This is a genomic window from Methylophaga sp. SB9B (assembly GCF_004832235.1).
In the GTDB taxonomy this organism is placed as follows: Bacteria; Pseudomonadota; Gammaproteobacteria; order Nitrosococcales; family Methylophagaceae; genus Methylophaga; species Methylophaga muralis.
In genome coordinates, this window is record NZ_SSXS01000004.1 from 94306 (window position 1) to 118746 (window position 24441).

The 24441-nt window shown below is 44.5% G+C and carries 25 protein-coding genes; 14 read left to right on the forward strand and 11 right to left on the reverse strand.

Annotated elements, in window-relative coordinates; genetic code table 11:
- Positions 1-39 precede the first annotated feature (39 nt).
- The 3 genes from E8Q33_RS05820 to E8Q33_RS05830 form a co-directional block, all read right to left on the reverse strand.
- The gene (locus E8Q33_RS05820; RefSeq protein ID WP_136553498.1) at positions 40-1311 is read right to left on the reverse strand and encodes a Y-family DNA polymerase; all 1272 of its coding nucleotides are present in this window, start codon (positions 1309-1311) and stop codon (positions 40-42) included.
- Between the two features lies 1 nt (position 1312).
- Positions 1313-1936, reverse strand: a complete 624-nt coding sequence (locus E8Q33_RS05825) for a LexA family transcriptional regulator (protein WP_136553500.1) — start codon at positions 1934-1936, stop codon at positions 1313-1315.
- 71 nt (positions 1937-2007) lie between these two features.
- Positions 2008-2583 (reverse strand): YqaA family protein, encoded by a 576-nt coding sequence (locus E8Q33_RS05830; RefSeq protein WP_136553502.1) that lies wholly within the window; start codon positions 2581-2583, stop codon positions 2008-2010.
- 212 nt (positions 2584-2795) lie between these two features.
- Here E8Q33_RS05830 and E8Q33_RS05835 point away from each other — a divergent pair, with 212 nt between their 5' ends.
- A complete protein-coding gene (locus tag E8Q33_RS05835; protein WP_136553504.1) occupies positions 2796-4112 on the forward strand; it encodes a mechanosensitive ion channel family protein in 1317 nt (438 codons plus the stop codon).
- A 193-nt stretch (positions 4113-4305) separates the two neighbouring features.
- Positions 4306-5460 (forward strand): hypothetical protein, encoded by a 1155-nt coding sequence (locus E8Q33_RS05840; RefSeq protein ID WP_136553506.1) that lies wholly within the window; start codon positions 4306-4308, stop codon positions 5458-5460.
- 61 nt (positions 5461-5521) lie between these two features.
- Here the strand turns inward: E8Q33_RS05840 and E8Q33_RS05845 are convergent, their stop codons facing one another.
- From E8Q33_RS05845 to E8Q33_RS15595, 4 genes are all read right to left on the reverse strand, one after another.
- Positions 5522-6049: a hypothetical protein gene (locus E8Q33_RS05845; protein ID WP_136553508.1), complete on the reverse strand. Its 528-nt coding sequence runs from the start codon at positions 6047-6049 to the stop codon at positions 5522-5524.
- A gap of 157 nt (positions 6050-6206) precedes the next feature.
- Positions 6207-6398 (reverse strand): hypothetical protein, encoded by a 192-nt coding sequence (locus tag E8Q33_RS05850; RefSeq protein WP_136553510.1) that lies wholly within the window; start codon positions 6396-6398, stop codon positions 6207-6209.
- 178 nt (positions 6399-6576) lie between these two features.
- A complete protein-coding gene (locus tag E8Q33_RS05855) occupies positions 6577-7497 on the reverse strand; it encodes a sorbosone dehydrogenase family protein (protein WP_211116107.1) in 921 nt (306 codons plus the stop codon).
- Positions 7470-7898 (reverse strand): hypothetical protein, encoded by a 429-nt coding sequence (locus E8Q33_RS15595; protein ID WP_211116108.1) that lies wholly within the window; start codon positions 7896-7898, stop codon positions 7470-7472. The genes E8Q33_RS05855 and E8Q33_RS15595 overlap by 28 nt, the downstream gene beginning before the upstream one ends.
- Before the next feature lie 228 nt (positions 7899-8126).
- On the opposite strand from E8Q33_RS15595, the gene E8Q33_RS05860 reads away from it, so the two are divergent.
- Entirely contained in the window at positions 8127-8444 is a 318-nt protein-coding gene (locus tag E8Q33_RS05860; RefSeq protein WP_069295133.1) for an HPF/RaiA family ribosome-associated protein, read from the forward strand.
- Positions 8445-8562: 118 nt separating this feature from the next.
- Here E8Q33_RS05860 and E8Q33_RS05865 read toward each other — a convergent pair whose 3' ends face one another.
- From E8Q33_RS05865 to E8Q33_RS05875, 3 genes are all read right to left on the reverse strand, one after another.
- Positions 8563-9435 (reverse strand): metallophosphoesterase, encoded by an 873-nt coding sequence (locus E8Q33_RS05865; RefSeq protein WP_136553512.1) that lies wholly within the window; start codon positions 9433-9435, stop codon positions 8563-8565.
- An 84-nt stretch (positions 9436-9519) separates the two neighbouring features.
- Positions 9520-10545: an AraC family transcriptional regulator gene (locus tag E8Q33_RS05870; RefSeq protein ID WP_136553513.1), complete on the reverse strand. Its 1026-nt coding sequence runs from the start codon at positions 10543-10545 to the stop codon at positions 9520-9522.
- A gap of 4 nt (positions 10546-10549) precedes the next feature.
- Positions 10550-11464 carry a diguanylate cyclase domain-containing protein gene (locus E8Q33_RS05875; RefSeq protein ID WP_136553515.1) on the reverse strand — a complete coding sequence of 305 codons (915 nt, stop codon included), beginning with the start codon at positions 11462-11464 and terminating at the stop codon, positions 10550-10552.
- A 368-nt stretch (positions 11465-11832) separates the two neighbouring features.
- Between E8Q33_RS05875 and E8Q33_RS05880 the strand changes: the two genes are divergently transcribed.
- From E8Q33_RS05880 to E8Q33_RS05910, 7 genes are all read left to right on the forward strand, one after another.
- Positions 11833-14334 carry a TonB-dependent receptor gene (locus tag E8Q33_RS05880; RefSeq protein WP_136553517.1) on the forward strand — a complete coding sequence of 834 codons (2502 nt, stop codon included), beginning with the start codon at positions 11833-11835 and terminating at the stop codon, positions 14332-14334.
- A 61-nt stretch (positions 14335-14395) separates the two neighbouring features.
- The gene (locus E8Q33_RS05885; protein WP_247869950.1) at positions 14396-16327 is read left to right on the forward strand and encodes a phytase; all 1932 of its coding nucleotides are present in this window, start codon (positions 14396-14398) and stop codon (positions 16325-16327) included.
- A 10-nt stretch (positions 16328-16337) separates the two neighbouring features.
- A complete protein-coding gene (tolQ, locus tag E8Q33_RS05890) occupies positions 16338-17039 on the forward strand; it encodes a protein TolQ (protein WP_136553527.1) in 702 nt (233 codons plus the stop codon).
- Positions 17040-17046: 7 nt separating this feature from the next.
- Positions 17047-17496 carry an ExbD/TolR family protein gene (locus E8Q33_RS05895; protein ID WP_136553530.1) on the forward strand — a complete coding sequence of 150 codons (450 nt, stop codon included), beginning with the start codon at positions 17047-17049 and terminating at the stop codon, positions 17494-17496.
- Complete coding sequence (locus tag E8Q33_RS15600; protein WP_211116109.1) at positions 17489-18319, forward strand: TonB family protein; 831 nt, start codon at positions 17489-17491, stop codon at positions 18317-18319. The genes E8Q33_RS05895 and E8Q33_RS15600 overlap by 8 nt, the downstream gene beginning before the upstream one ends.
- Positions 18320-18333: 14 nt before the next feature.
- Entirely contained in the window at positions 18334-20307 is a 1974-nt protein-coding gene (locus E8Q33_RS05905) for a PhoX family phosphatase (protein WP_136553532.1), read from the forward strand.
- A gap of 104 nt (positions 20308-20411) precedes the next feature.
- Positions 20412-20873, forward strand: coding sequence for a hypothetical protein (locus E8Q33_RS05910; RefSeq protein WP_136553535.1), 462 nt, complete (start codon positions 20412-20414; stop codon positions 20871-20873).
- Between the two features lie 10 nt (positions 20874-20883).
- On the opposite strand, the gene E8Q33_RS05915 is transcribed toward E8Q33_RS05910, so the two are convergent.
- Positions 20884-21783, reverse strand: coding sequence for an AraC family transcriptional regulator (locus E8Q33_RS05915; RefSeq protein ID WP_136553537.1), 900 nt, complete (start codon positions 21781-21783; stop codon positions 20884-20886).
- Between the two features lie 173 nt (positions 21784-21956).
- Here E8Q33_RS05915 and E8Q33_RS05920 point away from each other — a divergent pair, with 173 nt between their 5' ends.
- The 4 genes from E8Q33_RS05920 (at position 21957) to msrA (ending at position 24386) form a co-directional block, all read left to right on the forward strand.
- Positions 21957-22700, forward strand: coding sequence for an SDR family oxidoreductase (locus E8Q33_RS05920; RefSeq protein WP_136553539.1), 744 nt, complete (start codon positions 21957-21959; stop codon positions 22698-22700).
- 12 nt (positions 22701-22712) lie between these two features.
- Positions 22713-23183 carry a nuclear transport factor 2 family protein gene (locus E8Q33_RS05925; protein WP_136553541.1) on the forward strand — a complete coding sequence of 157 codons (471 nt, stop codon included), beginning with the start codon at positions 22713-22715 and terminating at the stop codon, positions 23181-23183.
- A 238-nt stretch (positions 23184-23421) separates the two neighbouring features.
- Positions 23422-23883 (forward strand): peptide-methionine (R)-S-oxide reductase MsrB, encoded by a 462-nt coding sequence (gene msrB, locus E8Q33_RS05930; protein WP_136553543.1) that lies wholly within the window; start codon positions 23422-23424, stop codon positions 23881-23883.
- Positions 23880-24386, forward strand: a complete 507-nt coding sequence (gene msrA, locus E8Q33_RS05935) for a peptide-methionine (S)-S-oxide reductase MsrA (RefSeq protein ID WP_136553544.1) — start codon at positions 23880-23882, stop codon at positions 24384-24386. Before msrB ends, msrA begins: the two co-directional genes overlap by 4 nt.
- Positions 24387-24441: the final 55 nt, after the last annotated feature.

Below are 24441 nucleotides of genomic sequence, written 5' to 3' on the forward strand. Positions count from 1 at the left end.
TTTTAGATTGCCAATAAAAAGTTTTTAAAAATCTTTTACTTAGCTGACAGTTAACACATCCTCCCACTTTGTCGTATAACTCGGGCTTTTATGTTCCTGCTTCATTTTCCACGGGCGTTTAAAGCCCTGATTGGCCAGCTGTAACGTGTCTCTGCCCATCGTGTTATTAATGATATCCATCACCGTCATCAACTGTCCGGATTTGGCATCCTGATTCGGCGCAAACAAGTCCTGCTGCTGCCCACTTTTCGGCTGCAGTTCGGTGAGCATAATGCCGGCTTTGGCATAGTTAAATCCGGGGCGATACATTCGTTTCAGCGCAGCGAGCGCATGTTTAACTAACACTCTGGTGTCATCAGTAGCCATCGGTAACGCCGCCATCAAACTATTGCCGTAAAAAGCGTCTCCACTGCGATAAGGACTGCAGCGAATGTAAACCTGAATAATCCTTGCCACCGAGTGCTGTCGACGTAGTTTCATTGCCGCACGGCTGGTATACAGACTGATGGACTCGGCCAGACTGTTCATATCAGTCACCGGAATACCAAAACTTCTCGAACTCAATATCTGCTTTTTGTCACTGATGGCATATTCCAGCTCCAGACAGCTGATACCGTTGAGTTCACGTACGATTTTTTCCATCACCACACTGTATTGGCGCCGCAGGGTTTCAGCATTGGCTTGTTTTAAATCCAAAACGCTGTGAATGCCCTGCGTTTTCAGCTTCACTGCCAGTTTACGGCCAACGCCCCACACCTCACCGACATCCAGATCGGCAAGTAAATGGTTAAGTTGTTCAGGACTTAACTGATTAAAATCACAGACCCCATCAAATTCAGCCCGTTTTTTGGCACAGTGATTGGCCAGCTTAGCCAGCGTTTTACTGGCACCGATACCGACACTGACCGGCAATCCAGTCCATTGCCCTACCCGATGACGAATCTGCTGCCCATATTGCAGTAAATCAAGATGCTGGAAACCGCTCAGATCCAGAAAACATTCATCAATCGAATACACTTCCTGATCCGGCGAAAACTGATTGAGAATTCGCATCACCCGATTACTCATATCGGCATACAACGCATAATTGGATGATAAAGCGACTATATGTTGCTCATTCGCTATTTGCTGAAACTTAAACCACGGTGCCCCCATCGGAATATGCAGTTTGGCTTCGTTACTTCTCGCCACAGCACAACCATCATTATTGCTGAGTACCACTACTGGTTTTCCGATCAGCTTTGGGTTAAAAACCCGCTCGCAGGAAACGTAAAAGTTATTGACGTCGATCAGCGCGATACTGCGAGACATGTTATTTAAACCGCCGAAACGAACCGGTGACCACACCCCAGATTTCAAACTGCATACCGTCTTTAATTTCAATCGGCTGATATTCACCTGACTGATTGGACGGCAATAATCTTGGCCCACCCTGTTTGGTTTTCGCCAGCAGTTTAATGGTAAATTCGCCATCGACTACGGCCAGAACAATATCGCCAATGCTGGCAGTTTTAGAACGATCCACCACGGCTTTATCGCCGGGCAATAAACCGCTATCAATCATTGAATAGCCCTGAATGGTGACAAAAAAAGTTGCCTCTTCGTCATCAATCAGAAACTCATTGGGATCCAAGCGTCTTTCGACATGTTCATCTGCAGGAGAAGGAAAACCTGCCGCGACTTTAGAACTGAATAATGGCCAGCTGCGTTTAGCTGGTGCAACAACCGGGCGTTCAAATACCGTGGGCTGGTCTGCTAAATGATTAGTTTGCTTATCGGTGGACTGATTAAGTCGATAGGTGGCCAGAAAATCAGCAATGATTGGCTTTTGACTTTGAGGAATACGCATTACCGCAGTTGGTTCTTTGATCACCGTACCTTTTTTGCGTCCGGCACCAACGCGACGACCACCATGAGCATTTGAGCGAGTTGTCATAAACCACTTGATTAATTGAAACAGTTAATCAAGTGTACGAATCGCTTCCCATGCAAGCAAGGAAAAATTCACTAGCTAAATAACAACACGCTCCAGATAAGGCCAATCAACAAAATAATAAAAATGGATGCACCGATTTTGTGTTCTTCAAACAAATTTTGCGCCTGATTACCAAACAGACACACCAGCAAACCAAGCCCAAAATAACGCAAGCCACGCGAAATGCTGGTCGCCAGCATATAGAGCAAAAATGCATAGCCGGTCGCCCCGGCCGCCAGCATGGCAATCTGAAATGGAATCGGCGTGATGCCCACACTCAAAACATACCAGAAACCATGTAAATGAATTTGCTGGCGAATAGATTCAAATTGCTCTGGCGTCGACAGCAGAGCAATAATTTGCTCTCCGATCAGACCAAACACAAAATAGCCAATCGCATATCCCAACGCCGCTCCAACCATGCAACCCAATAACGCCATAGCACTAATCGCCCAGAGCATTTCCCGGCGAGCCTGCATCAAAGGAATCAGAATCGTTTCCAACGGAATCGGCACAATCAGCGACTCCATGAAAGAAGCAAAAGCCACACCCCACAACATATGCTTTGAATTTACTAAACGCGAACCCAGTTGTTTGAATCTTTCCAAGCGAATTAACTTCCATTATTGAGATGCACAAATTTGATGTGCACACTAAGTAACTGTTCAGGACATCAAAAAAACGTATGTTCAACCAGTGCCAGGCAGCTGTATATAACATGGGTTCAAACTGAAAAAAATGAATCAGTAAAGCGATCTAACACTATTCTTTCATCTGAATTTGTGTATGTTTGAAGACACTCAGGCATTGGAGACTGTAAATGCATTACCCTCTCATAGTATTCATAATCACGCTTCTTTGGCTACCCAGTATTCACAGTCAGGAATTAGTCGACCCTGGTGCCGAAATCCAGGTTACTGATGTTCCTCAAGATCAGGCTATTGAATCGCGTTTGACTGACATTCTCGATGTTATAGAAAGTTATGAAGACGTTGAGGTGCAGGTCAGTTCCGGTGTTGTTATTTTGAGCGGCAGTGTTCCCAGTGCTCGTGCCGGACGTGATCTGGTAGCGCTGGCCAGTCGGGTTGAAGGTGTTATCTATGTGCAAAATCTGCTCAGCGAACAAATGGACATTTCCACCCGTGTTCAACCGACCACGCAAAAAATTCAGGAGATGTTCAATTCGCTGATCCGCAGTTTGCCGATTGTGCTGGTGGCAATTCTCACCATCATTGTTTTCTGGTTGATTGGTCAATGGGCGGGCAATCGTGGCACATGGCTGCACCGGCTGGGTTTTACCGAATTGGCGGCAGATCTGGGTGAACGGATTATTCGTATCCTGATTGTCGGGATTGGTTTTCTTATTGCCTTACAGATCCTTGATGCGACAGCCCTGGTCGGAGCTTTACTCGGTGTAGCCGGTGTTTTTGGCCTTGCCGTGGGTTTTGCTTTTCGCAATATTGTCGAAAATTATCTGGCGGGCGTTTTGCTTAGTGCTCGCAATCCTTTCAGCATCGGCGATGCCATCAAAATAGGTGAATTTACTGGCAATGTAGTTCGCCTGACCTCTCGCGATACGGTGCTAATGACCGGTGATGGCAATCATTTACGCATTCCAAACAGTACGATGATTACTTCTGTGATGACCAATTTCTCACGCAATCCGCTACGTCGTTTTGAATTTAACATCACTATCTCTGCGAATGTCGATCTCAGTACGACTCGTCGACTTGGTTTGACGATTCTGCAACAAATGCCAGGGCTGTTGGCCGAACCCGCTCCACAAGTGTTGATTGCAGAATTACGAGAGAGCATGGTCGATTTAACGTTTACCGCCTGGATAAATCAGCATGAAAGTGATTTTGCCAAAGCACGTAGTGAAGCCATTCGACTGGTAAAAATCGGTTTTGATAATGCTGCAATCAATATGTCCGAACCCATTAAGCGTGTTCAATTAGCCGAGCCAATCGAGTCTGCAGAGAAGGAAGAAAAGGCTCCACCCGATCTTCCACAACCCACGATTCAGCCTGCCGTTACGGCCAGTTCTGCGACAGTTGATATTGCAACTGATTCAACCATCACCAAGCAGGTCGCCAAAGAAATAAGCACATCAAAAGAAGAAAATCTTCTTAAATAACAAATTATTAATTTGTTTTTCTAGAAATTAAATTAAATTTTATTTTAATCTGGAATAAAGCTTTTTTCAGCTTGAAGTGTGCCTCTGCAGTTGTTAGGATGGAGTCAACTTATTGGCATTCGCCAAATCTCTAAGTTGTCCCATCTCTGCACATTTCAGACCCAAACCTAACACGTACGCTTTAGGAGAAGTCATGACCGATAGACTCACCATAGAATCATTAGCTGAATTAACTACATCACACGATGCACCATGTTTGTCTTTATTTCAGCCCACTCACCGCTCGATGCCGGATAACCAGCAGGACCCTATCCGCTTTCGTAATCTCGTTAAAGTATTGGATAAGTCATTACAACAACAATACTCAGCCACTGAAATCAAAAAACTGCTTGAGCCGTTTGAAAAACTGGCTCGCGATCCATTGTTTTGGAATTACACTCAGGATGGGCTGGCCGTGTTTGCCGCACTAGGCTTTTTCCGTGTTTATTTGTTGCAGCAATCCATGCCAGAACTGGCAGTCGCAGCAGACAGCTTCCATATCAAACCATTACGCCGCTTCTTGCAATCAGTAGATCGCTATCAGGTCTTAGCCCTGAGTCGAGATAAATTCCGTTTATTTGAAGGCAGTCGCGATACGCTGGATGAAATTGAAATTGCTGACGATATCCCTCAAACCATTCAAGAAGCTTTGGGAGATGATTTAACCGATCCGCGTCATTCGGTTTCCTCATACGGTGGTGTTGGTGCCATGAAAGGTTCAATGCATCATGGTCACGGCGGTCGCAAAGACGCACTGGATGTTGATGATGAGCGTTTTTTCCGCTTTGTCGATCGTCAGGTACACGAGCATTTTTCCAAAAAATCACAATTGCCGCTGATTTTGGCATCGGTAACAGAACATCATCATTTGTTTCACAAGGTCAGCCATAACCCGTTTTTGATGGAAGATGGTCTGGCTGCAAATGCCGATGGTTTTACGCTGGATGAATTACGCAAACGGATCTGGGAAATCGTTGAACCTCAGCACCTAGCGCGTCAAGCCGCTTTAGCCGAAGCTTTTTCTGAGGCAAAAGCCCATCAACTTGGCGATGATAATCTTCGCCAAGTCGCAGTTGCCGCCGCTAGCGGACGTGTCGATACTTTAATGATTGAAGAAGGTCATCACATTGAAGGCCGGCTGGATCCCGAAACAGGCGAAGTGAAAACTGCCGAACTCAGTCATCCTGAAGTCGATGATGTCTTGGACGATTTGGGTGAGCTTGTGGAAAAAATGGGCGGTGAAGTATGGATTTTGCCGCCAGATCAAATGCCCGGTAAAACTGGTCTAGCCGCTATTTACCGACATTAAAACCATTTCAATATCAGCAAACTCTGTTGCCTTAACTAGGCAGCAGAGTTTGATGTTGGATTCAACTCAACGGGTATTCGTGCTCTGTATAAAATTGCTGATACACAATCTCAATCCGTAACCGATCACCGGCTTCGATAAATTGCAACGGCTGACTGACATCATCAATCCACTGTTGTGCCTGTTCGGCTTTGATAAAACTGCAGATATCGCCAATCGGCCAGTGGAAATACACTTCGCGCTGTTTCTTTTCTGCTAATACGGTTGGATCAGTCGTTTCTGGCAGCGGAATATACGAACTAAAAATCTCTAAGCCACCTTGCTGCTCTGGATCGTTAGCACTGTATTCCAGTGAGATATCCCATCCCCGCACCAAACCATTATCGGCATCACCTCGTTCGATACTGAAACCATACATCGCCAAAATATCATCATCAATTTCCGGCAGTTTCTTCAACGCATACTGCACTGACTTGATTGCAGCTTTATCTTCATCTGTTAAGTTTTCCAGACTTAAAAGCCAATCACCTAAATTAATGGCGGCCTGAATAATGGGAGGATGCGTTTTGTCGAGCAGAATATGTGACATGAGATAAGAAACGGGTCAGTAAATTGGTCGTATAGGATAACGAGTAACGCACCCTAATGGCTAATCAAAATCTACTCATGAAAGTTTGATTATATTGAGGCAATAAAAAACCGTTACCGATAACTTGCGCTATCGGTAACGGTTGTTGAATCTGGTTTTATTTATCTGATGTATCTTTGCAGAAAATCGCATCGGTTGGTTGCGTATTATTTTGCTGACTATCAACGATGGCAGTCGACAAATTGTCTACTTTTTTGTGCTCAAACTCTTTATTTTCAGCTACGGCCACACTGACGGAACTGGCAAGGCTTAACGCACTGATAGAGAGAAACGTCTTTAATCTGTTCATAGGATGACTCCGTTAAATTCGGTGAGAGCTAACTTAATAGCCACGATTCCGTTATAGACCTATGAAACTGAACTACCGCTGAACAAATTCAAAAACGCTTCATTATTTAAAAATTTCTCAAACCTGTTTAAATTCCCACGCTGGAGCGTGGGAACCAGACCGAATAGGTCAAACTAAATTACTCAGTTTCCGGGCTCACACGCCAGATGGTATTACCGACATCATCAGCAACCAAAATGCCGCCTTGTTTATCGACAACGACACCTACCGGACGGCCCATAGCATCGCCATTACCGTCAACAAATCCAGTCAGAATATCTTGTGGCATACCGTCCGGTTCACCATCTTTAAACGGCACAAAGATCACTTTATAACCACTTAACGGTTTTCTGTTCCACGAACCATGTTGACCGATAAACGCGCCGTTTTGATATTTTTCATCGAGTAAGTCCGCTTGATAAAAAGCCAAGCCTAATACGGCAGTATGAGCACCTAATGCATAATCCGGTTTGATAGATTTCTCGACCAAATCGGGTCTTGGTGGCTCGACTCGCGTATCGACTATCTGACCATAGTAGCTATAAGGCCAGCCGTAAAAGCCACCATCTTGTACCGAGGTCATATAATCCGGCACCAGATCACTGCCGAGTTCATCGCGTTCATTAACGGTGGTCCACAGCTCTCCACTTTCAGGCTGCCAGGCTAAACCGTTAGGATTACGCAAACCCGATGCAAAAAGTCGTTTTTCGCCAGTCTCAGGATTGACCTCTAAAATCGCAGCACGATTCTCTTCGTTCTCCATGCCATATTCTGCAATATTACTGTTGGAACCCACCGTGGCGTAAATTAATGTGCCATCTTCATTGGCGATAATATTTTTGGTCCAATGATGATTAATCGGCCCACCTGGCAAATCAGTTACATGCTCAGGCTCAGCAGTAATTTCAGTCTGCCCTTCTTCATAAGGAAAACGCACAATCGCATCGGCATTGGCAACATAAAAATCATTGCCAATCAACTCCATGCCAAACGGTGAATGCAGGTTTTCAAGAAATACATGACGTGTTTCAGCTACACCATCGCCATCCTCATCACGCAATAACGTAATCCGATCGCGCTCGGAACAGCAGCTCCGGCGCGTTTCATCACCAAGCCTTTCACCCAATCTTTAATACCTGTGTCAGGTTTTTCGCTTTCAGGTGCATTTGATTCGGCAACCAATACATCGCCATTGGGCAATACATAAATCCATCGTGGATGATCCAGATCCATAGCAAACCGGTTTACCTTTAAGCCATCTGCTGCAATGGGTTCGCCATCAATCGGCCAACCTTTGGCCGGAGCAATTTTCAGCGTGGGTAACAAGCCCTGTTTAGGAGCAACCAAGGTCGGCTCAGGACCATAATCTGCTTGCGGAGGTACCTTAGCGGTATCGCCACAACCACTCAAACTCACGGCCAACACGCCAATTAAAGTTCCATACACATAAGGATATTGCATAGCGTACTCCTGATAATCATTAAGATAGATTTCGCTTCCAACCGATTCCGATTAGAAAATCACTCACTGAGTCTAACAAGGTGGGCTATGGGACGGCTTGCTTTGGGTTAAAGGCCTTCAAAGTAATTGGGTTTATAGTGGCTTATGCGTTTTGATTATTAATGATGAATGTTTGCCAGTTCACATTGTCATAGTTTTAGATGTTTTATTTCACCCAACGGAGGTTACATGCAAATTCAAGTGAATACCGATCGCCACATTCCAGGTGATGACACGCTTACAGACTCTATTCGTGAGGAGTTACAGCATTCTCTAAAACGATTCGATGAACACGTTACTCGTGTTGAAGTGCATTTAAGTGATCAAAACAGTGAAAACCGTGGCGGTGCTGATGACATCCGTTGTCTGATTGAAGCCCGGATAGAAGGCCTTCAACCCAATGTGGTTACCCATGATGCCGCGACCATCAAACAAGCTTTTACCGGCGCGACCGATAAAATGAAACGTGTACTGACAACCACCATTGAGCGGATGCAGTCACGCTAAGTTTTCTAACTAATACTGGTTCCTACGGCCCTCCGTGGGAATCCACTTCATACATTGGCATAGTCTCAAGGCGAGAGGCATATATGCTCAGGTGAATAACAACTGCAGATGTTGCTTGTTAGAGCGTAAAGCGATATTGATAATCCGCTAATGGCTCCAGATTCCCTGTTTGATAGGTATCAACCACGACACTGCCATCCTGCATAACACTAAAAACTCGATACATCGCTACATGGTGGCTTTCATCTGGAATTTTTGTACGTTCCAAGGCTGGGATATGTACATAATGCACGCCGTTTAATTCTAAAGAATGGTTTACCCGCGGCATATCCATATGTAAATCGCCTGAGATTACGGCACGAACATTTGGTTGGCTAATGACTTCTGTTACAAAGCCTGGGTGGCTGATGCCTTTGTCGGCGTTTTCTTTAAACACACCTTGTTGGGCACCATGCACCACTAACATTACTGGTTTTGGTGACAGTCGGGCGACTTCATTTTTTAACCAGTCAATGCCTTCGTCGTTAAAGTCGCGGCCAAAATCTGGCGAGGCAAAAACCAAGGCGACACTGTCAAATTCCTTTGTATAGCGGATACTGTCGATGCTGGTTTTTCCTTGGTTCCACAAGTTAGCAAAGGTCAGAAAGCGCTCGGTAGTACTGCCGTACTCTTCGTTACCCATAATTGGATAAAACGGTAGATTCAGCGCTTGTAATACCGGTGTGGCCTGCTCATATTGCAGCATAGTGCCTTTGTGAGCGATATCACCCACCCCAACTGCAAATTCAAGATCCAAGCTTGGAATAAGCTGATTAATATCTGCTATTGCTGCTGCCATGTGTGGAAACTTTGCTTCAGGCTTTGGCTCTGCATCGCCCAATACTACAAAGCTCAGTGCCTTAGTGTTATCTGGCTCTGTGCTGCAGCCAGTGTTAAAAACCACACTTAGCAGCAAGGCGGTGCTTAAAATTAGTCTGGACAGTAATTTCATTATTTTTCCTTGTAAAAGTTAATAAAACGATTGATTAATTTAGGTCTTTTTGCCCAGTTGGCAGGTTAACAATCTGCTGGCAATTCAGAATAAGTTATATGGCGATATTCCTGTCCAGCGTTTAAAAGCACGACGATAGTTATTCATATCATTGAAGCGAAGATATTCGGCGATTTGCTGGTTATTAAAGTGTTTAACCTGAAACAGATATATGGCGGTGTTTTTACGGGCCAGGTCGATTTGCTGCTGGAAACTGGTATTGTGTTTTTTCAGCTTCCGTTTCATTGAAGCCGGGCTAATTCCGAACGCTGCTGAGACAATTTCCAGATTAAGTGGTTTGGTGATGTTGCTTTGAATGTGGTCATAAAGCTGATCAATAAAGCTTTGTGGGCTGTGTAGCGTTAACAGTTGTTTATGGGTTTCTTTTATCGCCCCATGAATACTCAGTTGTGAAGCATTTGGCCATTTCTTATCCAGAAACTGAATGGGCAGTCGCATGCAGTTCATCTGCTGATTGAATGACAGATTTTGTCCCAGGTTGACCCAATATTGCTCAATATAAGTTGGTTCCGGATAGGTAAACTCGCAGCTCCACGGCATTTTTTCTTTTGATAACCAGGCTACCAGCGATATAAAGGCCGTCATATGTGCTTCAATAAGAAACTGTTGTTGTGTCCTGCTACCGGTGCTGTCTTGCCAGAAAAGAAACAGTTCTTCTTCATTTTCATAAAAACGTGGTGTATACAACGGCGATAAAATCGCATGGAATTCACACAGTAATTCTATTGCCTGACGCAGACTACTGACCAGCTGCAATGCCTGACTCGCTGCACCAAAAAAGCCCGGCCACAATCGTTGGCCATACAAAAAGCTGGTGTCATCGGCATCGACTAATTTTTGGCAGTTACTGATTAATGTCAGAAATTGTTCCGGGCTGATACGTTTTTCAGCTAATTCGAAATCTTCGAGCTGTATGCGAGTACTTCTTAGCAGTTGTCTATTATCAATCTCACGCGATAACGCAAGTTCAACCAGTACAGCCGGTTGATAATGCGTGGGGATAGACGCGCTATCTATCTCATAGCCAAGTGTTTTTTTGAGCGATGACATGCTTTTATATAGCGTTTGATGGATGCTGTTTGAGGTTGCTGATCTCAAGATTCAAACGTTTGATAAGCGAATCAGAATTATCTGTATTAGCCATCGTGGTGGCGACTGTGGCTGAGAGGTATACACGTTGATGAAGCTGTCGGGTTCGATAGGCAAAACTGGCCACGGCATTTTGTAAATCAAGACTCAGCTGCTGTGCTTCATACTCGGAAGTATTGTGCAGCAACACTACAAAACGATCCCCGGCCAAACGGCAAATCAGATCATCATCTCTCAGGTTCAGCAGTAATAGCTGACAAATAAGCTGCAATATATGGTCACTTTCTTCAGCCCCATAAAGGCGATTGACTGAATTAAAGTTATCCAGATCTACCGCTATAAGCGCTAGTGGTTGCTGGAGTTTTTTACTTTCGGCTAAAGACAGCTTTAACTGTTTTTTCAGGTAGCCCGCGCCACCAACCGGAATCAGTTTGTCGAATAAGCGGTACTCACGAAAATAGCGTTCACGCTTTACCATTTGGGCAGTAATGGCGATTTCTTCCTGATGCCAATGGTAAATACCAATACTTAGTAACACCAACGCTATGGGAATAGGCAAACTTTCTAACCAGTTCTGCCATATCAGTGTAGAGGGCATACGAATGAACTCATCCGCGACATCCATTGACCATGAAAACACAATGGCGCACAACCCCAAGGCAAGCAACTGTGTGACACGGCCTGCAGGACGGCTGCGTATCAGTAAAGACAGCCAGAATAAAGCCAAAACGACCAGACCGCCTTCTGAAAACACATCAAGCCAATCCACTTCACTAATGGGTTTAACGTCCCCCCAAACACTCATGATGACCAACCCCATTACAATGGCAATGGACAAGCCATAAAAATATTCTGATTGTAAAAAAGCTCTTTTTTTCATTGATTTAGCCGATTCTTCTGCGATGTTGTCAAGATAGTTTCGGCGACAGTACGCTAGAAAAATGACAGTCTTATTACATTTCTTGCAGTCAAATCAGCTCACAAAAAGTTAATTTATTTTGCTATCCAGAGAGGAGTTTGCTTTGGCTAAACTCACATAATTGGCTGATTTTATTAACTATTAAATCGATACTCTAAGAAAAAATTTCTTTCAAATCCAAATTTTGCCAAGTCATATCAGCTCTAAACCGTCCAAAGATGGCTCCTAAACCATTGATTTAGAATATTTTTATTTTTCACTGTCACAGATTTGTCATTTAGCCTCCATAGACTTGCCGCCATCCACCACTATGACGACAAGGGTATGTTATGAAATTAACTGTAGAAACCAAAGAGCGGCCAAAGCATAAACTTAGCCTGATTGCTTTAAGCATCGCGAGCGTTCTCAGTAACGGTGTTCACGCTGCTGATGAACTCAATATGGAAAAGGTGCAGGTTTTCGGTCAAGCTGTACAGATTGATAAAGCACTCACTGAACAGCGTAATTCAAACAGTATTGAAAGCGTGGTTCACGCAGATGGTATTGGTCAGTTGCCAGATGATAATGCTGCCGAAGCTTTGCAAAGGTTACCTGGGGTTTCCGTTGAAAATGATCAAGGTGAAGGTCGCTTCGTTTCGGTACGCGGTTTAGCCCCGGAATTAAATGCGGTCACCATTAACGGCACTAATATCCCTTCCCCTGAGGACGGCACTCGTGCCGTCGCATTAGATGTGTTGCCCAGCGAGCTAATTCAATCTCTTTCTGTCGTCAAAACCTCAACACCAGATATGGATGCCAATTCACTCGGTGGCACAATCAATGTCAGAAGTTTATCGGCGTTTGATCACGATGGTTTGTTCTATACCCTTTCTACCGAAGGCAGCTATGACGACAATACCGATCAAACCAGCCCCAAAGGTTCTGGTGCATTCAGTAATATCTTTAGTATCGGCGATGGCATTGACAACTTCGGTGTTGCAGCCGCACTCAGCTGGCAAAAACGTGATTTTGGTTCAGATAACGTTGAAACCGGTGGTGCCTGGGATTTTGATGGCAGCCCACGTTTAGAAGAATTAGAGCAGCGTGATTACGATATCACCCGTGAACGTTTAGGCCTTGGGGTTAACTTTGACTATAAGGCTGATATCAATACCAACTATTACTTACGGACTTTATTCAGCCAATTTACCGACACTGAAACACGTAATGGCGCCGGTATGGAGTTTGATGATCCCCTGCTCCCAAATGAGTCAGGCAACGGGGCTGAAGGTTATCGAGAATTAAAAGATCGTAAAGAAACCCAAGAAATCCAATCCTATGTATTTGGTGGCGAAAAAACCATCGATTTATGGACCCTGAATGGGCAAATTGGCTACAGCCGTGCCAGTGAAGATTCACCTGGACACATTGCTGGTGCCAAGTTTGTTGGGGATTTCGATGGAGTTGGTTATAGCAGTACTTCAAAGCCAACGCTCAATGCGGGCTCAGATTATTATGATCCTTCCAGTTTCGAATTAGACAGCGTGGAATGGGAACAACAAAAAACCACTGATACTGAAAAAAATATTAAGTTTGACCTTGCCAGAGACTTTGATTTGCAGGGTTATGCCTCGCAAGTCAAATTCGGCGGTAAATTATCGCGTCGTGAAAAAGATAATGACCTGCAGGCGTGGGAATTCGAAGATTTCGGTACCAATGACACCAGTCTAGCTGCTTATAGTTCAGGGAACGTAGATTACAGTTTGAACCGATTCGGCCAAGGTATCAGCAGTTCTGCTATTGAGGCTTTACTGAGCAAATTAGATAAAGCCGATAACGTCAACGAAGAAGAATCACGTATTAATGATTATGTGATGAATGAAGACATTAACGCGGCTTATGTGATGAATACCCTGGATCTGGATGACTGGACCATCATTGCCGGCTTGCGCTATGAAGGCACTCGCTTTAAGGCAAAAGGCACCGGGATAAGAGATGATAATTTTGAATCCATTTCAAGTAAAAACAGTTATCACCATTGGTTACCTGGTTTGCATGGCCGCTATTATGTAAACGATAACACTCAGATTCGGGCCGCTTGGACCAATAGCGTAGTGCGTCCGACCTTTGAAGCGCTGGCGCCTGGTTTTGCCATTGAAAGCGGTGATAAAGCCAGTTTTGGTAATCCCGATTTAGATCCGATGACGTCGAAAAACCTGGATTTGGGTATTGAGCATTACATGGGACGTGCTGGTGCGGTTTCGGCCTATGTTTTCTATAAAGATATCTCAGACTTTGTATATGAAACAGATGTTTCAGGCACGGGTTTATTTGCTGACTTTGACGAAGCGGTAACGTTTGCTAATGGAGACTCTGCGGAAGTCTATGGTATCGAATTTGCCTATTCTCAAAAACTAAGCTGGTTGCCTGCTCCGTGGAATGGATTATTGCTCGGTGCAAACGCGACTTTCAGTCAATCCGATGCAGAAATCGAGGGGCTTGGACAGAAACGTAATATCGATCTTCCCGGACAATCAAAACAAGTTGGCAATCTGATGTTAGGTTGGGAAAACGACAAACTCAGCATGCGTTTGTCAGCCAATTATAAATCGTCTTATTTATCCGAAGTAGCCGCCATCGATAAAAAAGACCTGGATCAATATGTTGACTCACAGACATTTCTTGATTTCGGTGCCAGCTACTTCCTGACCAAAAATGCTCAAATCAGCCTCGAAGTGAAAAATATCACCGACGAGAGTTTCTATGTATACAACCGCAACAGTTCCTACAACGCTCAATATGAAGAATATGGCCCGACCATCAAGCTGGGTTTCACCTTAACCAACTTCTAGGACTCTATCCGAGAAGAGTGGCCTTAGACCATATTCATAACCAAAATTGAAAGTGAATGAAATGAATAAAAACAGATTCAACCTTAAGCTAACCGTACTCGCGTCTTGTGTCATGATGGCAATACCCTTTACGGCCACAGCTGATGCTTCATTAAAGCTTGTTTCAAACTACGACAGTCGCCAGATTGAAGCTGCACAACTGTTAACTCAGCCTTTGATAATGTCTTTGGCAGATCGACTGGTGTCTTATGAACATAAAGGCATTGCCATTGAAGATAAACAAGGCAAACAACTCAGCCTGTTAAAAGGTAACTTTGGCCTTATCGACCAACGATTGGTTGATAAAGGTTTATTGGTTGCAACTGTTGATGCTAATCGTCAACAAGCCATGGTCACGTTGTTTGATAAAACAACACAACTGTGGACTAAACCGGTTTATTTACCTCAACCAGCATTTAAAATTGATGGTGTATGCCTGTACCAGGATCAAGCACACAATGGCTTTTTGTTTCTGGTAGGTGAAGAAGGTCATGGGGAACAATGGTTAGTCGCCGACGCCACCTCTCCCGTTGAACAACCTAAATTAATTCGTAGCTTGAGTACACCACCTAACAGTGAATATTGTCAGGTCGATGACAAACAATCACTGATGTTTATCAATGAAGAAAACGTTGGCATCTGGGCCTATCAAGCGCATCCCGAGGCAGATCTGATCCGAGAACCAGTGGCGCTCACTCAACCCTTTGGACAACTTACAGAGAGTGCGATGGGAATGGCTATCGTCCCCGGTGGCTTATTAGTGCTCGACTCCGAGGCTAAAAAGTTACATGCCTATCTTGATAACGATGAAAAATGGCAGCATCAGGCTGAGTTTGCGTTAACGGATCTCTCTGATCCTGAAAACATCAGTGCTCGGATAAACGATAAAACGTTAACCATTATGGTTAAACATGATGACGGTTTAGCCACGTTCACTTTGCCATGGGCTCATCAAGACACAGCACAAGCTGATGCTATACCGCTAGTAAAATCACAGCAGGCAACCGAACCAGTGCCGAGTTTGGGTGATGCAGCAGATGATCCAGCTATCTGGGTTAACAAACAAAATCCACAACAAAGCCTGGTTCTAGCTACTGATAAACAAGGCGGTTTGGTAGTTTATGACTTGATGGGGAAAACCCGACAAAAACTGCCCGTCGGCCGAGTAAATAATGTCGATGTGCGTTCTGGATTTATGTTTAACGGTAAAGCGATTGATTTGGCCGTGGCCAGTAACCGTGACCATAACTCTTTGCATGTTTTTTCGATTGACCCCACCTCTAGTGTTGTCAGCGAATTAGGAGAAGTAGCGACAGACAGCCAGGACATCTATGGCTTATGTATGTATAAAAATCAGGCCGGCGATATTTACACCATCGTGAATGATAAAGACGGTCGTTTTTTCCAATATCTAATGCAAGACAATAACAGCAATATTGATGCTAAAAAAGTGCGTGAATTTAGCGTGGGATCACAACCGGAAGGCTGTGTAGCAGATGATAAAAATCACCGTTTATTTGTTGGTGAAGAAGATAAAGCGATCTGGGCTTTAGATGCCGGTGCAGATAAGTCAACGGATTTAATGCAAGTCATGGCAGTCGGTGAGCATCTAAAAGCCGATATCGAAGGCATCACCTTATATCAAACTGAAAATGAAGCTTATTTAGTCGTCTCAAGTCAGGGTAATGATAGTTTTGTAATACTCGATGCCCTACCCCCATTTACTTACCGTGGTGTATTCCGCATTGGCTTTAATACTGAATTAGGCATCGATGGTGTGTCTGAAACCGATGGCCTGGATGTCACTAGTGCCAATCTTGGTGAACCATGGGAACAAGGCATGTTAGTAGTTCAAGACGGACGCAACCGTATGCCGGTAGAAAATCAAAACTTCAAATATGTGCCTTGGTCAGCTATCGCCGACCAGCTGGGCCTTTCAGCTAAAACGAAATAAGGAGTCAGTCATGGACACGACAATGCATGAAATGACAATGTGGGGATTGGTCAGTGAGGCCAGTTTGGTGGTCAAACTAGTAATGATCTCGCTGGTTATGGCCTCGATGGCAAGTTGGTATTTAATTATCTGGCGGTCCAAGGTATTGGGCCGTCTGGAGAAACAAAACAAACAATTCCATCAACAGTTCAGACAAACCGCTGATATGACCAAGATGGATGCTGCTCAGTCTGAGGTGGCTGCTTATCGAGCCTTACCGGCTATTTTCCAGGCAGGTTGGCTGGAATATGAAAAATATCGACAATTGAATGCTGTGCCACAAGATGAAATTGTCGAAAATGTTGAAAGAGCCATGTTGGTGAATATTGGCGAACAGGAAGTTGAATTAGAAAAAGGCCTTTCTTACCTAGCCACCATCGGTTCAGTCAGCCCATATATCGGCCTGTTTGGCACAGTATGGGGCATCATGAATTCGTTTATTGGTTTATCTCAAGTTGAACAAGCCACGTTAAATACCGTTGCTCCGGGTATTGCTGAGGCGCTGATCGCCACTGCAATTGGTCTGTTTGCGGCGATACCAGCGGTGGTTGCCTACAATCAACTTAGTAAACGTGCCGGTGCGTTAAGTACACGTTATTACCATTTTGGTAATGAATTTATTACGCGCTTGCAGCGGGTTATGCATCGTAGTCCTTTAGCTAAAGTAGCGTGAATTCATCATGTTAAGAAAACCTGTTTCCAAACACGCACTGAAAGCAGAAATGAATGTGGTGCCCTATATTGACGTCATGCTGGTGCTGTTGGTCATTTTTATGGTCACAGCACCACTGCTGGTGCAAGGCGTCAAACTGGAACTGCCCAAAGTCGCTGCCGAAGCGTTACCTACCGATAGTCAAAAAACCATCTTGAGCTTATCGGTAGTGGCTGACGGAAGTTATTACTGGAATGTCGGATCTGAAGTTGATGTTAAGTCTCGCTCTGATCAGGCTGTCACCTTGGATGAAATGGTGATGAAAATTGATCAGATTAGACTGCAGCATCCTGATTTACTTTTCTTTATCCGTGGTGACAAAGCCACCGATTATGCTTCTGTGGTGAGAGCAATCGCCGCCCTGCAAAAAGTGGGTATCGAGGATGTCGGACTAATTACGGAGTCCCCTGATGAATGATGCAGGATTCTATGATGACCGTTATCTAGGTCAGCCATCAGATAAAGCCGGAATAAATACATCGACATTATTGCTGGTTGGTTTATTTCATCTGGCTATAGCAGGTTTGTTATTGAACTCGTGGACCCAGGCGGCTCAACAGGAAGAGCCAAAACTCAGCACGATCAAAATTCAAATGCTGCAGCTGCCAAAGCCTGCTCCACCCGAAATCAAACCAGTTGAACCAGTCCCAGAACCGATTCAGCCAATGGTTGAGCCAACACCGGTCGTCCAAAAACAGCCTGAGCCAATACCTGTAGTTGAAAATGAACTGGCTTTCAAACGTGTTGAAGAAAAACCAAAACCGAAGCAAGTTAAACCAGAACCGGTTAAACCGAAACTGGATGAGCCAGTAAAAAAGGTTGTTGAACAACCTGAAAAACAAATTGTTCAGCCAGCTGAACCGAGCACTAAACCCCCATTAGCACAGCAAGCAACGGCCATCGAAACAGCTTCACGGTCGACAGATATGCAGGACTCTGTGCAAAGCACTAGCAATACAGAAGCGTTTTCGGTTGAGCGTTATAAGCCTATTGAAAAACAAGCTCCGGACTATCCTCGCGGCGCTTTGCGTAAAGGCTTGGAAGGTGATTGTACGGTGCGTTATACCGTCAATACCAAGGGAGAAGTCGAGTCCCCCGAAGTATTAGCCAATTGCCATCCGTTATTTAAAAACACTTCATTAGAAGCCGCCAAAACATTTCGATACACACCCAGAATGGTGAATGGACAGCCTGTTGCCGTGCAAAACGTTCACAACACTTTTGAATATCGCATTCACTAAATAGAAAGAACACCATGACTAACCATTATTCAAATGATTTTCATCAAAAAATTTCATCGTTTGACGATATAGCCATCAATCCTACAAAAGCTGAGAGCCTGGATGCGATTGCCATATCTCGCAGACAACTACTCAAGGGCAGCTTGAATGCTGCTGCATTGGGCTTTTTCGGATTGAATTTGTCAAACAACCTTGTGTTCGCCGCAGGCAACACTAAGCTGAATATTCCTTTTATCGGATTTAATAGCATCCAACCACAGACCGATCCTTTATTCGATAAAGTCGTTGTCGCTGATGGCTATCAGGCAAAAGCGTTTTTTTCATGGGGTGACCCGGTTGTGACTGGTGCAACAGATTGGAATGCAGACGCATTAAATAGTTGGCAAGAGCAGTTAAAGCAGTCTGGTGAAAATCACGATGGCATGCATTTTTTTGCCTTTCCCAACGACAATAATCGCGGCTTGTTAGCGATTAACCATGAATATGTTAATCCGACCCTGCATAAGGATGGGATTACTTTCGTTGATGGTAAACGTCGTTTAGATGATGTAAAAAAAGAACAAGCCGCCCATGGCGTCAGTATTATTGAAGTGAAAAAAGATTCACAAGGTCAGTGGCAACGGGTCTACCCTTCTGTTTATAACCGCCGTATATCAGCCATGACACCAATGCAGGTAAGTGGCCCATTGGCAGGTCATGACTTGTTAAAAACCGTCGATGATCCCGCTGCGATGGAAATCATCGGCACACTCAACAATTGTTCGAATGGTTTTACCCCTTGGGGCACATATCTGACTTGTGAAGAAAACTGGCATAACTACTTTGTGAATCAAGATGAACTTGATTATCAGACCCGTGTCTCACACCACCGCTACGGTTTATCAACGAGGAAAGCGGCCAAAAATTACGGCTGGAATACAGTTGATAAACGCTTTGATGCTACCCCAAATGCAGCCCTTCCCTACCAAGGTTTTGTTAACGAACCCAATCGGTTTGGCTGGGTAGTAGAAATTGATCCTTTTGATCCTGAAAGTAAGCCAATCAAACGCACGGCTTTTGGTCGTTATTGTCGTGAATGTGTGACACCCGCTTTGGCTGAAAGCGGGCAGATGGCTTTTTACTCAGGTGATGATACTCGCGGAGAATATGTCTATAAGTTTGTGCCAGAACAACGTTTCGATAAAACCCAACCCAATAAACATCGTGACATGCTGGATCGTGGCACTTTATATGTTGCCCGTTTCAATAATGATGGTTCAGGTCGTTGGTTGCCTCTAGTGCATGGCCATTCCGCTTTAACGGCTGAAAATGGTTTCCCTAGCCAAGCTGAAGTATTGGTGAATGCGCGTGCCGCAGCTGACCTATTAGGTGCAACCCCTATGGATCGACCTGAATGGGCAACCGTTAATCCGCATAACCTCGATGTCTATGTAGCGTTAACAAATAACTACCTGCGTGGTACCGAATTTTCTATCGATGCCGCCAATCCTCGCCCCGATAACCGGCATGGTCAAATTATCAAGATACAAGAAGATCGAGCCGATCCTGCTGCTATCACCTTTCACTGGGAATTATTTGTGGTGGCAGGTGAAAAAGCCGGGTCACAGAATGCTGATGGTCAGCCGGTTGCTAAGAATTTAGTCGGTAATATTGAGGGTGACATATTCTCTTCGCCTGATGGTTTAGGGTTTGATCAGGATGGGCGTTTATGGATTCTGACCGACTATGATGATGACGATCCTGTGATGCAACATATGGGTTGTAATCAAATGTTATGTGCCAATCCCGAAACTCGGGAAATTAAACGATTTCTGGTGGGCCCCAGAGGTTGTGAGATTACCGGTATTACCTGGAGCCCAGACTACAAAGCGATGTGGGTGAATATCCAACATCCGGGACTCAGCTATCCGGCTTCAGATGGCAAAACACGTCCGCGTTCCACTACCGTACTTATTACCAAAGATGATGGTGATGTAATTGGCAGCTAATTGAGGGAATGGGAATGTTGCCGTATAGATAATTTTGTATTTAACTGATGCATCGGTATGCTTGCTAGGATTATTTTTACCTCACAAAGCAACTAGGCAGCATAATGAATAAGAAGTTACTTTTAGCTATCGGCTTGATACCGCTCGTTATCATTTTGGCAATTGTTTTCAACAATCGAAATGCTCCGTCATCGGCAACTGACAGTAAACGGCAATTATCTGAATTGCAGTCTATTGAAGAAGGCTTTATGGAAGCTGAAGTTTTCATTAATGCCCAAGCACCGATCAAAATTGATGATCAAACCCGATTGGAAAAAGCGTTGGCGGGCCCTGGCGATATGATCACCTATTTTTATACCTTGACCACGGTGACGATAGAAGAAATGGATTCGGCCGCAGTACTTGAGAATATCAAGCCAAAATTGCTCTCGAATCTTTGTAATAATGCGGAAATGCAACCGGTTCTGCAGGCCGGTGCAAAAATTGTTTATGTGTATTCAGACAAGAATAGTGAAGATGTCGGACGTATTGAGGTAGTGGCTGCGGATTGTCAGGCGTTAAGCTAAGTTTATGTAGTCACGCAATAGACTTCTGCTGCAGCAACATGCTCATATCGCGTTTAGGTGGATGGCCAAACATTCGTACATATTCACGACTGAATTGTGACGGACTTTCATATCCCACCCGGTAAGCCGTGCTGGCAGCATCCTGCGTCTCCGTCATCATGATTTTTCGAGCTTCAAGCAGCCTGAATCGTTTTTGATATTGCAGCGGACTCATCGCCGTGACCGCTTTGAAGTGGCTATGAAAAGACGAAATACTCATGCCCACCTGGGTAGCCAGATCCTCTATTTTTATTGGCTGGTCGTAATTGGCTTTGAGAATTTGAATCGCCTCTGAAATGCGTTGCATGTGACTACCGGTTTGGGCCATTTGAGCAATGACATCGCCATATTGGCCGTTGAGTAACCGGTAATGAATTTCGCGTTTAATCATGGGTGCTAATAACGCAATATCCTGTGGGGCTTCCAATAACCGGGCAAGTCGTAATACGCCGTCCCCCAGTAACGCATCCACATCGCCGACAAAAATGCCACGCTGGCTTGGTATTTTGTTTTTAAACGGCAAACGGGTCTGTGCCATTAACTCGGTAAGTTGGTGCAGATCCAACTCAATCTGCAAACATAGATAGGGTTTGTCTTTACTCGCTTCTATCACCTGACCAATCACCGGTAAATCGACAGAGGCCACAAGATACTCAGAAGGCTGGTATTGATAGATTTCATCTTCGAGTAACACCCGTTTCTTACCCTGCACAATGACGCACAAAGAAGGTGTATAAACGCTGGGCAATCGGTCGTTTATTTCATTGAGCTTTATGCAATTCACGCCGGTTATAACGGTGCTGTGAATGCCATTCCCTGAGGAGAATTTATCAATCAGGCTCGCAAGCTCTTTGCGTTGGGTTTCATTCATTTTCTAATTACCCCAATAAGTTACTGATACTGATTATAGGCTGATGATGTTTTGCAAATACAGTAAGTTGTAGAAATAGGCAATTTTCTTGTAGCTCTGTGTATCCAAAATAAGCAGCTTCGCCTCTACCATTTGAATCTTCACTTACAGACAAATTCAAATGGAGATAACCAATGAAGAACGTAGAAAATAAAGTAGTTTTAATCACCGGCGCCAGCAGCGGTATCGGTGAAGCTACCGCCAGAATACTGGCTAAAAATGGTGCCGTCGTGGTGCTTGGTGCACGTCGTACTGATCGCCTTGAATCCATAGTCCGAGACATCCAGCAAGCTGGTGGTCAGGTTGCCTATCGTGAATTGGATGTAGCAAATGCAGAACAGGTAAATGCATTTGTGACTTTTGCCAAAGATACATTTGGACGGGTGGATGTGATGTTTAACAACGCAGGCATTATGCCGTTGGCACCGATGCGTGCGTTAAAAACCGATGAGTGGAACAGCATCATCGACATCAATATTAAAGGTGTATTGAATGGTATCGCTGCCGCATTACCAATAATGGATCAGCAAGGCAGCGGGCATATTATCAACACCGCTTCCACTGGAGCACATGCAGTTGGTCCTTCTTGTGCTGTTTACTGCGCCAGTAAATTTGCTGTTCGGGCTATTAGCGAAGGCTTGCGTCAGGAATCCAACAATCTGCGGGTAACCGTCCTCTCCCCCGGCGTCACCACCACGGAACTTGGCCACGATATTACTGATGAATCTGCCGCTGAATTTGTTGATCAGCTTCGCAACACATCCTTAAACGTCGAAGCCGTTGCCAATGCTGTTTTATATGCGATTTCGCAACCTGACAATGTTGATGTAAATGAGTTGGTGATTCGCTCGGTGTCTAGTTATGGTCATGCGTTTTAATTGGTGGTAGTGATGAAAACATTTCAGTACCTGACGGTGTTTGTCTGGTTTTATCTATTGAGTGGCTCTGTGATGGCAGAGCCGCTTAATGATAAACAACTGGTCGAAAATGCCTTTAATCAATGGAGTCAGGGCATAGGATCGCCATTTGATTTACTCACAGCAGATGCACAATGGACCATTATGGGGCCGACTGAGTCAGCCAAAACTTATAATCTATCTGACTTCCAGAAGATGGTGATTCAGCCATTTAACCAACGGTTAGCAACGCGATTAAAACCTACCGTCCATGCTATTTATCAGGACAGTGAAGAAATCATCATTTTGTTTGAGGCTGAGGCGACTTTGATCAATGGTGAAAACTACCAGAACAGTTACGCCTGGTTTTTTACCATGCAGCAAGGAAAAGTCGTTAATGTCAGAGCAGTGCTTGATTTAAATGCTTACGATGCAGTGATGGCACTTGATGTTAACGATGACTGAGATAGACGTTTAATCTGACAAAACGCTGGTTTGGTCATTTCGGATATTACTTTCGTTGCAGAACATCGCTGATGTAGTCTTTGAGCTATATACTGAGTTTCTATTCGGGAACGACTGGCAGGTGGACAGGTCAGTATGTCATCGATAAAAATTTCAAAACTTAAATTCCCGATTGGATATCAGCATTTTTATTCATGGACAGTTTCACGATTACACTTTTTATATAGGTTTGATTGTCATGACAAAATACAAAAAAGCAGCAGAAGCCGTTGAACGTCTCTCACCTGAACAACATTATGTGACCCAGCAATGCGGCACTGAACCGCCATTTGATAATGCCTATTGGGATAATCATGAAGCCGGTCTTTACGTCGATGTGGTATCGGGTGAGCCGTTGTTTGCCTCAATAGATAAATTTGATAGTGGCACCGGCTGGCCGAGTTTTACCCGCCCGGTGCAGACCGAGAATGTCACCGAAAACTTTGATGAGAGTCTGGGAATGCGCCGTGTTGAAGTACGCTCAGTGCATGGTGACAGTCATTTAGGTCATGTCTTCCCTGATGGTCCCGAAGAAGCCGGTGGCATGCGTTATTGCATCAACTCAGCCTCATTACGATTTATTCCAGTGGATGAACTCGACATCGAGGGTTATGGTGAATTTAAAAAGCTGTTTTCAGAAACATTAGGCGAAACAAAATGAGCGAGACAAATACTGAACGTGCCATACTGGCCGGGGGCTGCTTCTGGGGCATGCAGGATTTGATTCGTAAATTGCCGGGCGTTATCTCATCGCGAGTAGGCTATACCGGCGGCGATATTCCGAATGCCACTTATCCAAACCATGGCACCCATGCTGAAGGCATTGAGATCATCTTTAATCCTGAGCAGATTACTTTCAGACAATTACTGGAGTTTTTCTTTCAGATCCATGATCCAACCACACCTAACCAACAAGGCAATGATCGTGGCATGAGTTATCGTTCAGCGATTTATTACACCAGTGACGAACAAGCTGAAATTGCCAAGCAGACAATTGAAGACGTCAATCAATCAGGCTTATGGCCCGGCAAAGTGGTCACAGAAGTAGAACCCGTCGGTGATTTTTGGGAAGCCGAATCCGAACATCAGGATTATCTACAACATTATCCAACTGGCTATACCTGCCATTACATTCGACCGGATTGGAAGTTGCCGAAAAGCTGAATTGCATTACCACGCAGGAGCGTGGGAACGAGGAAGCTTCCCCGTGCCTGCAATT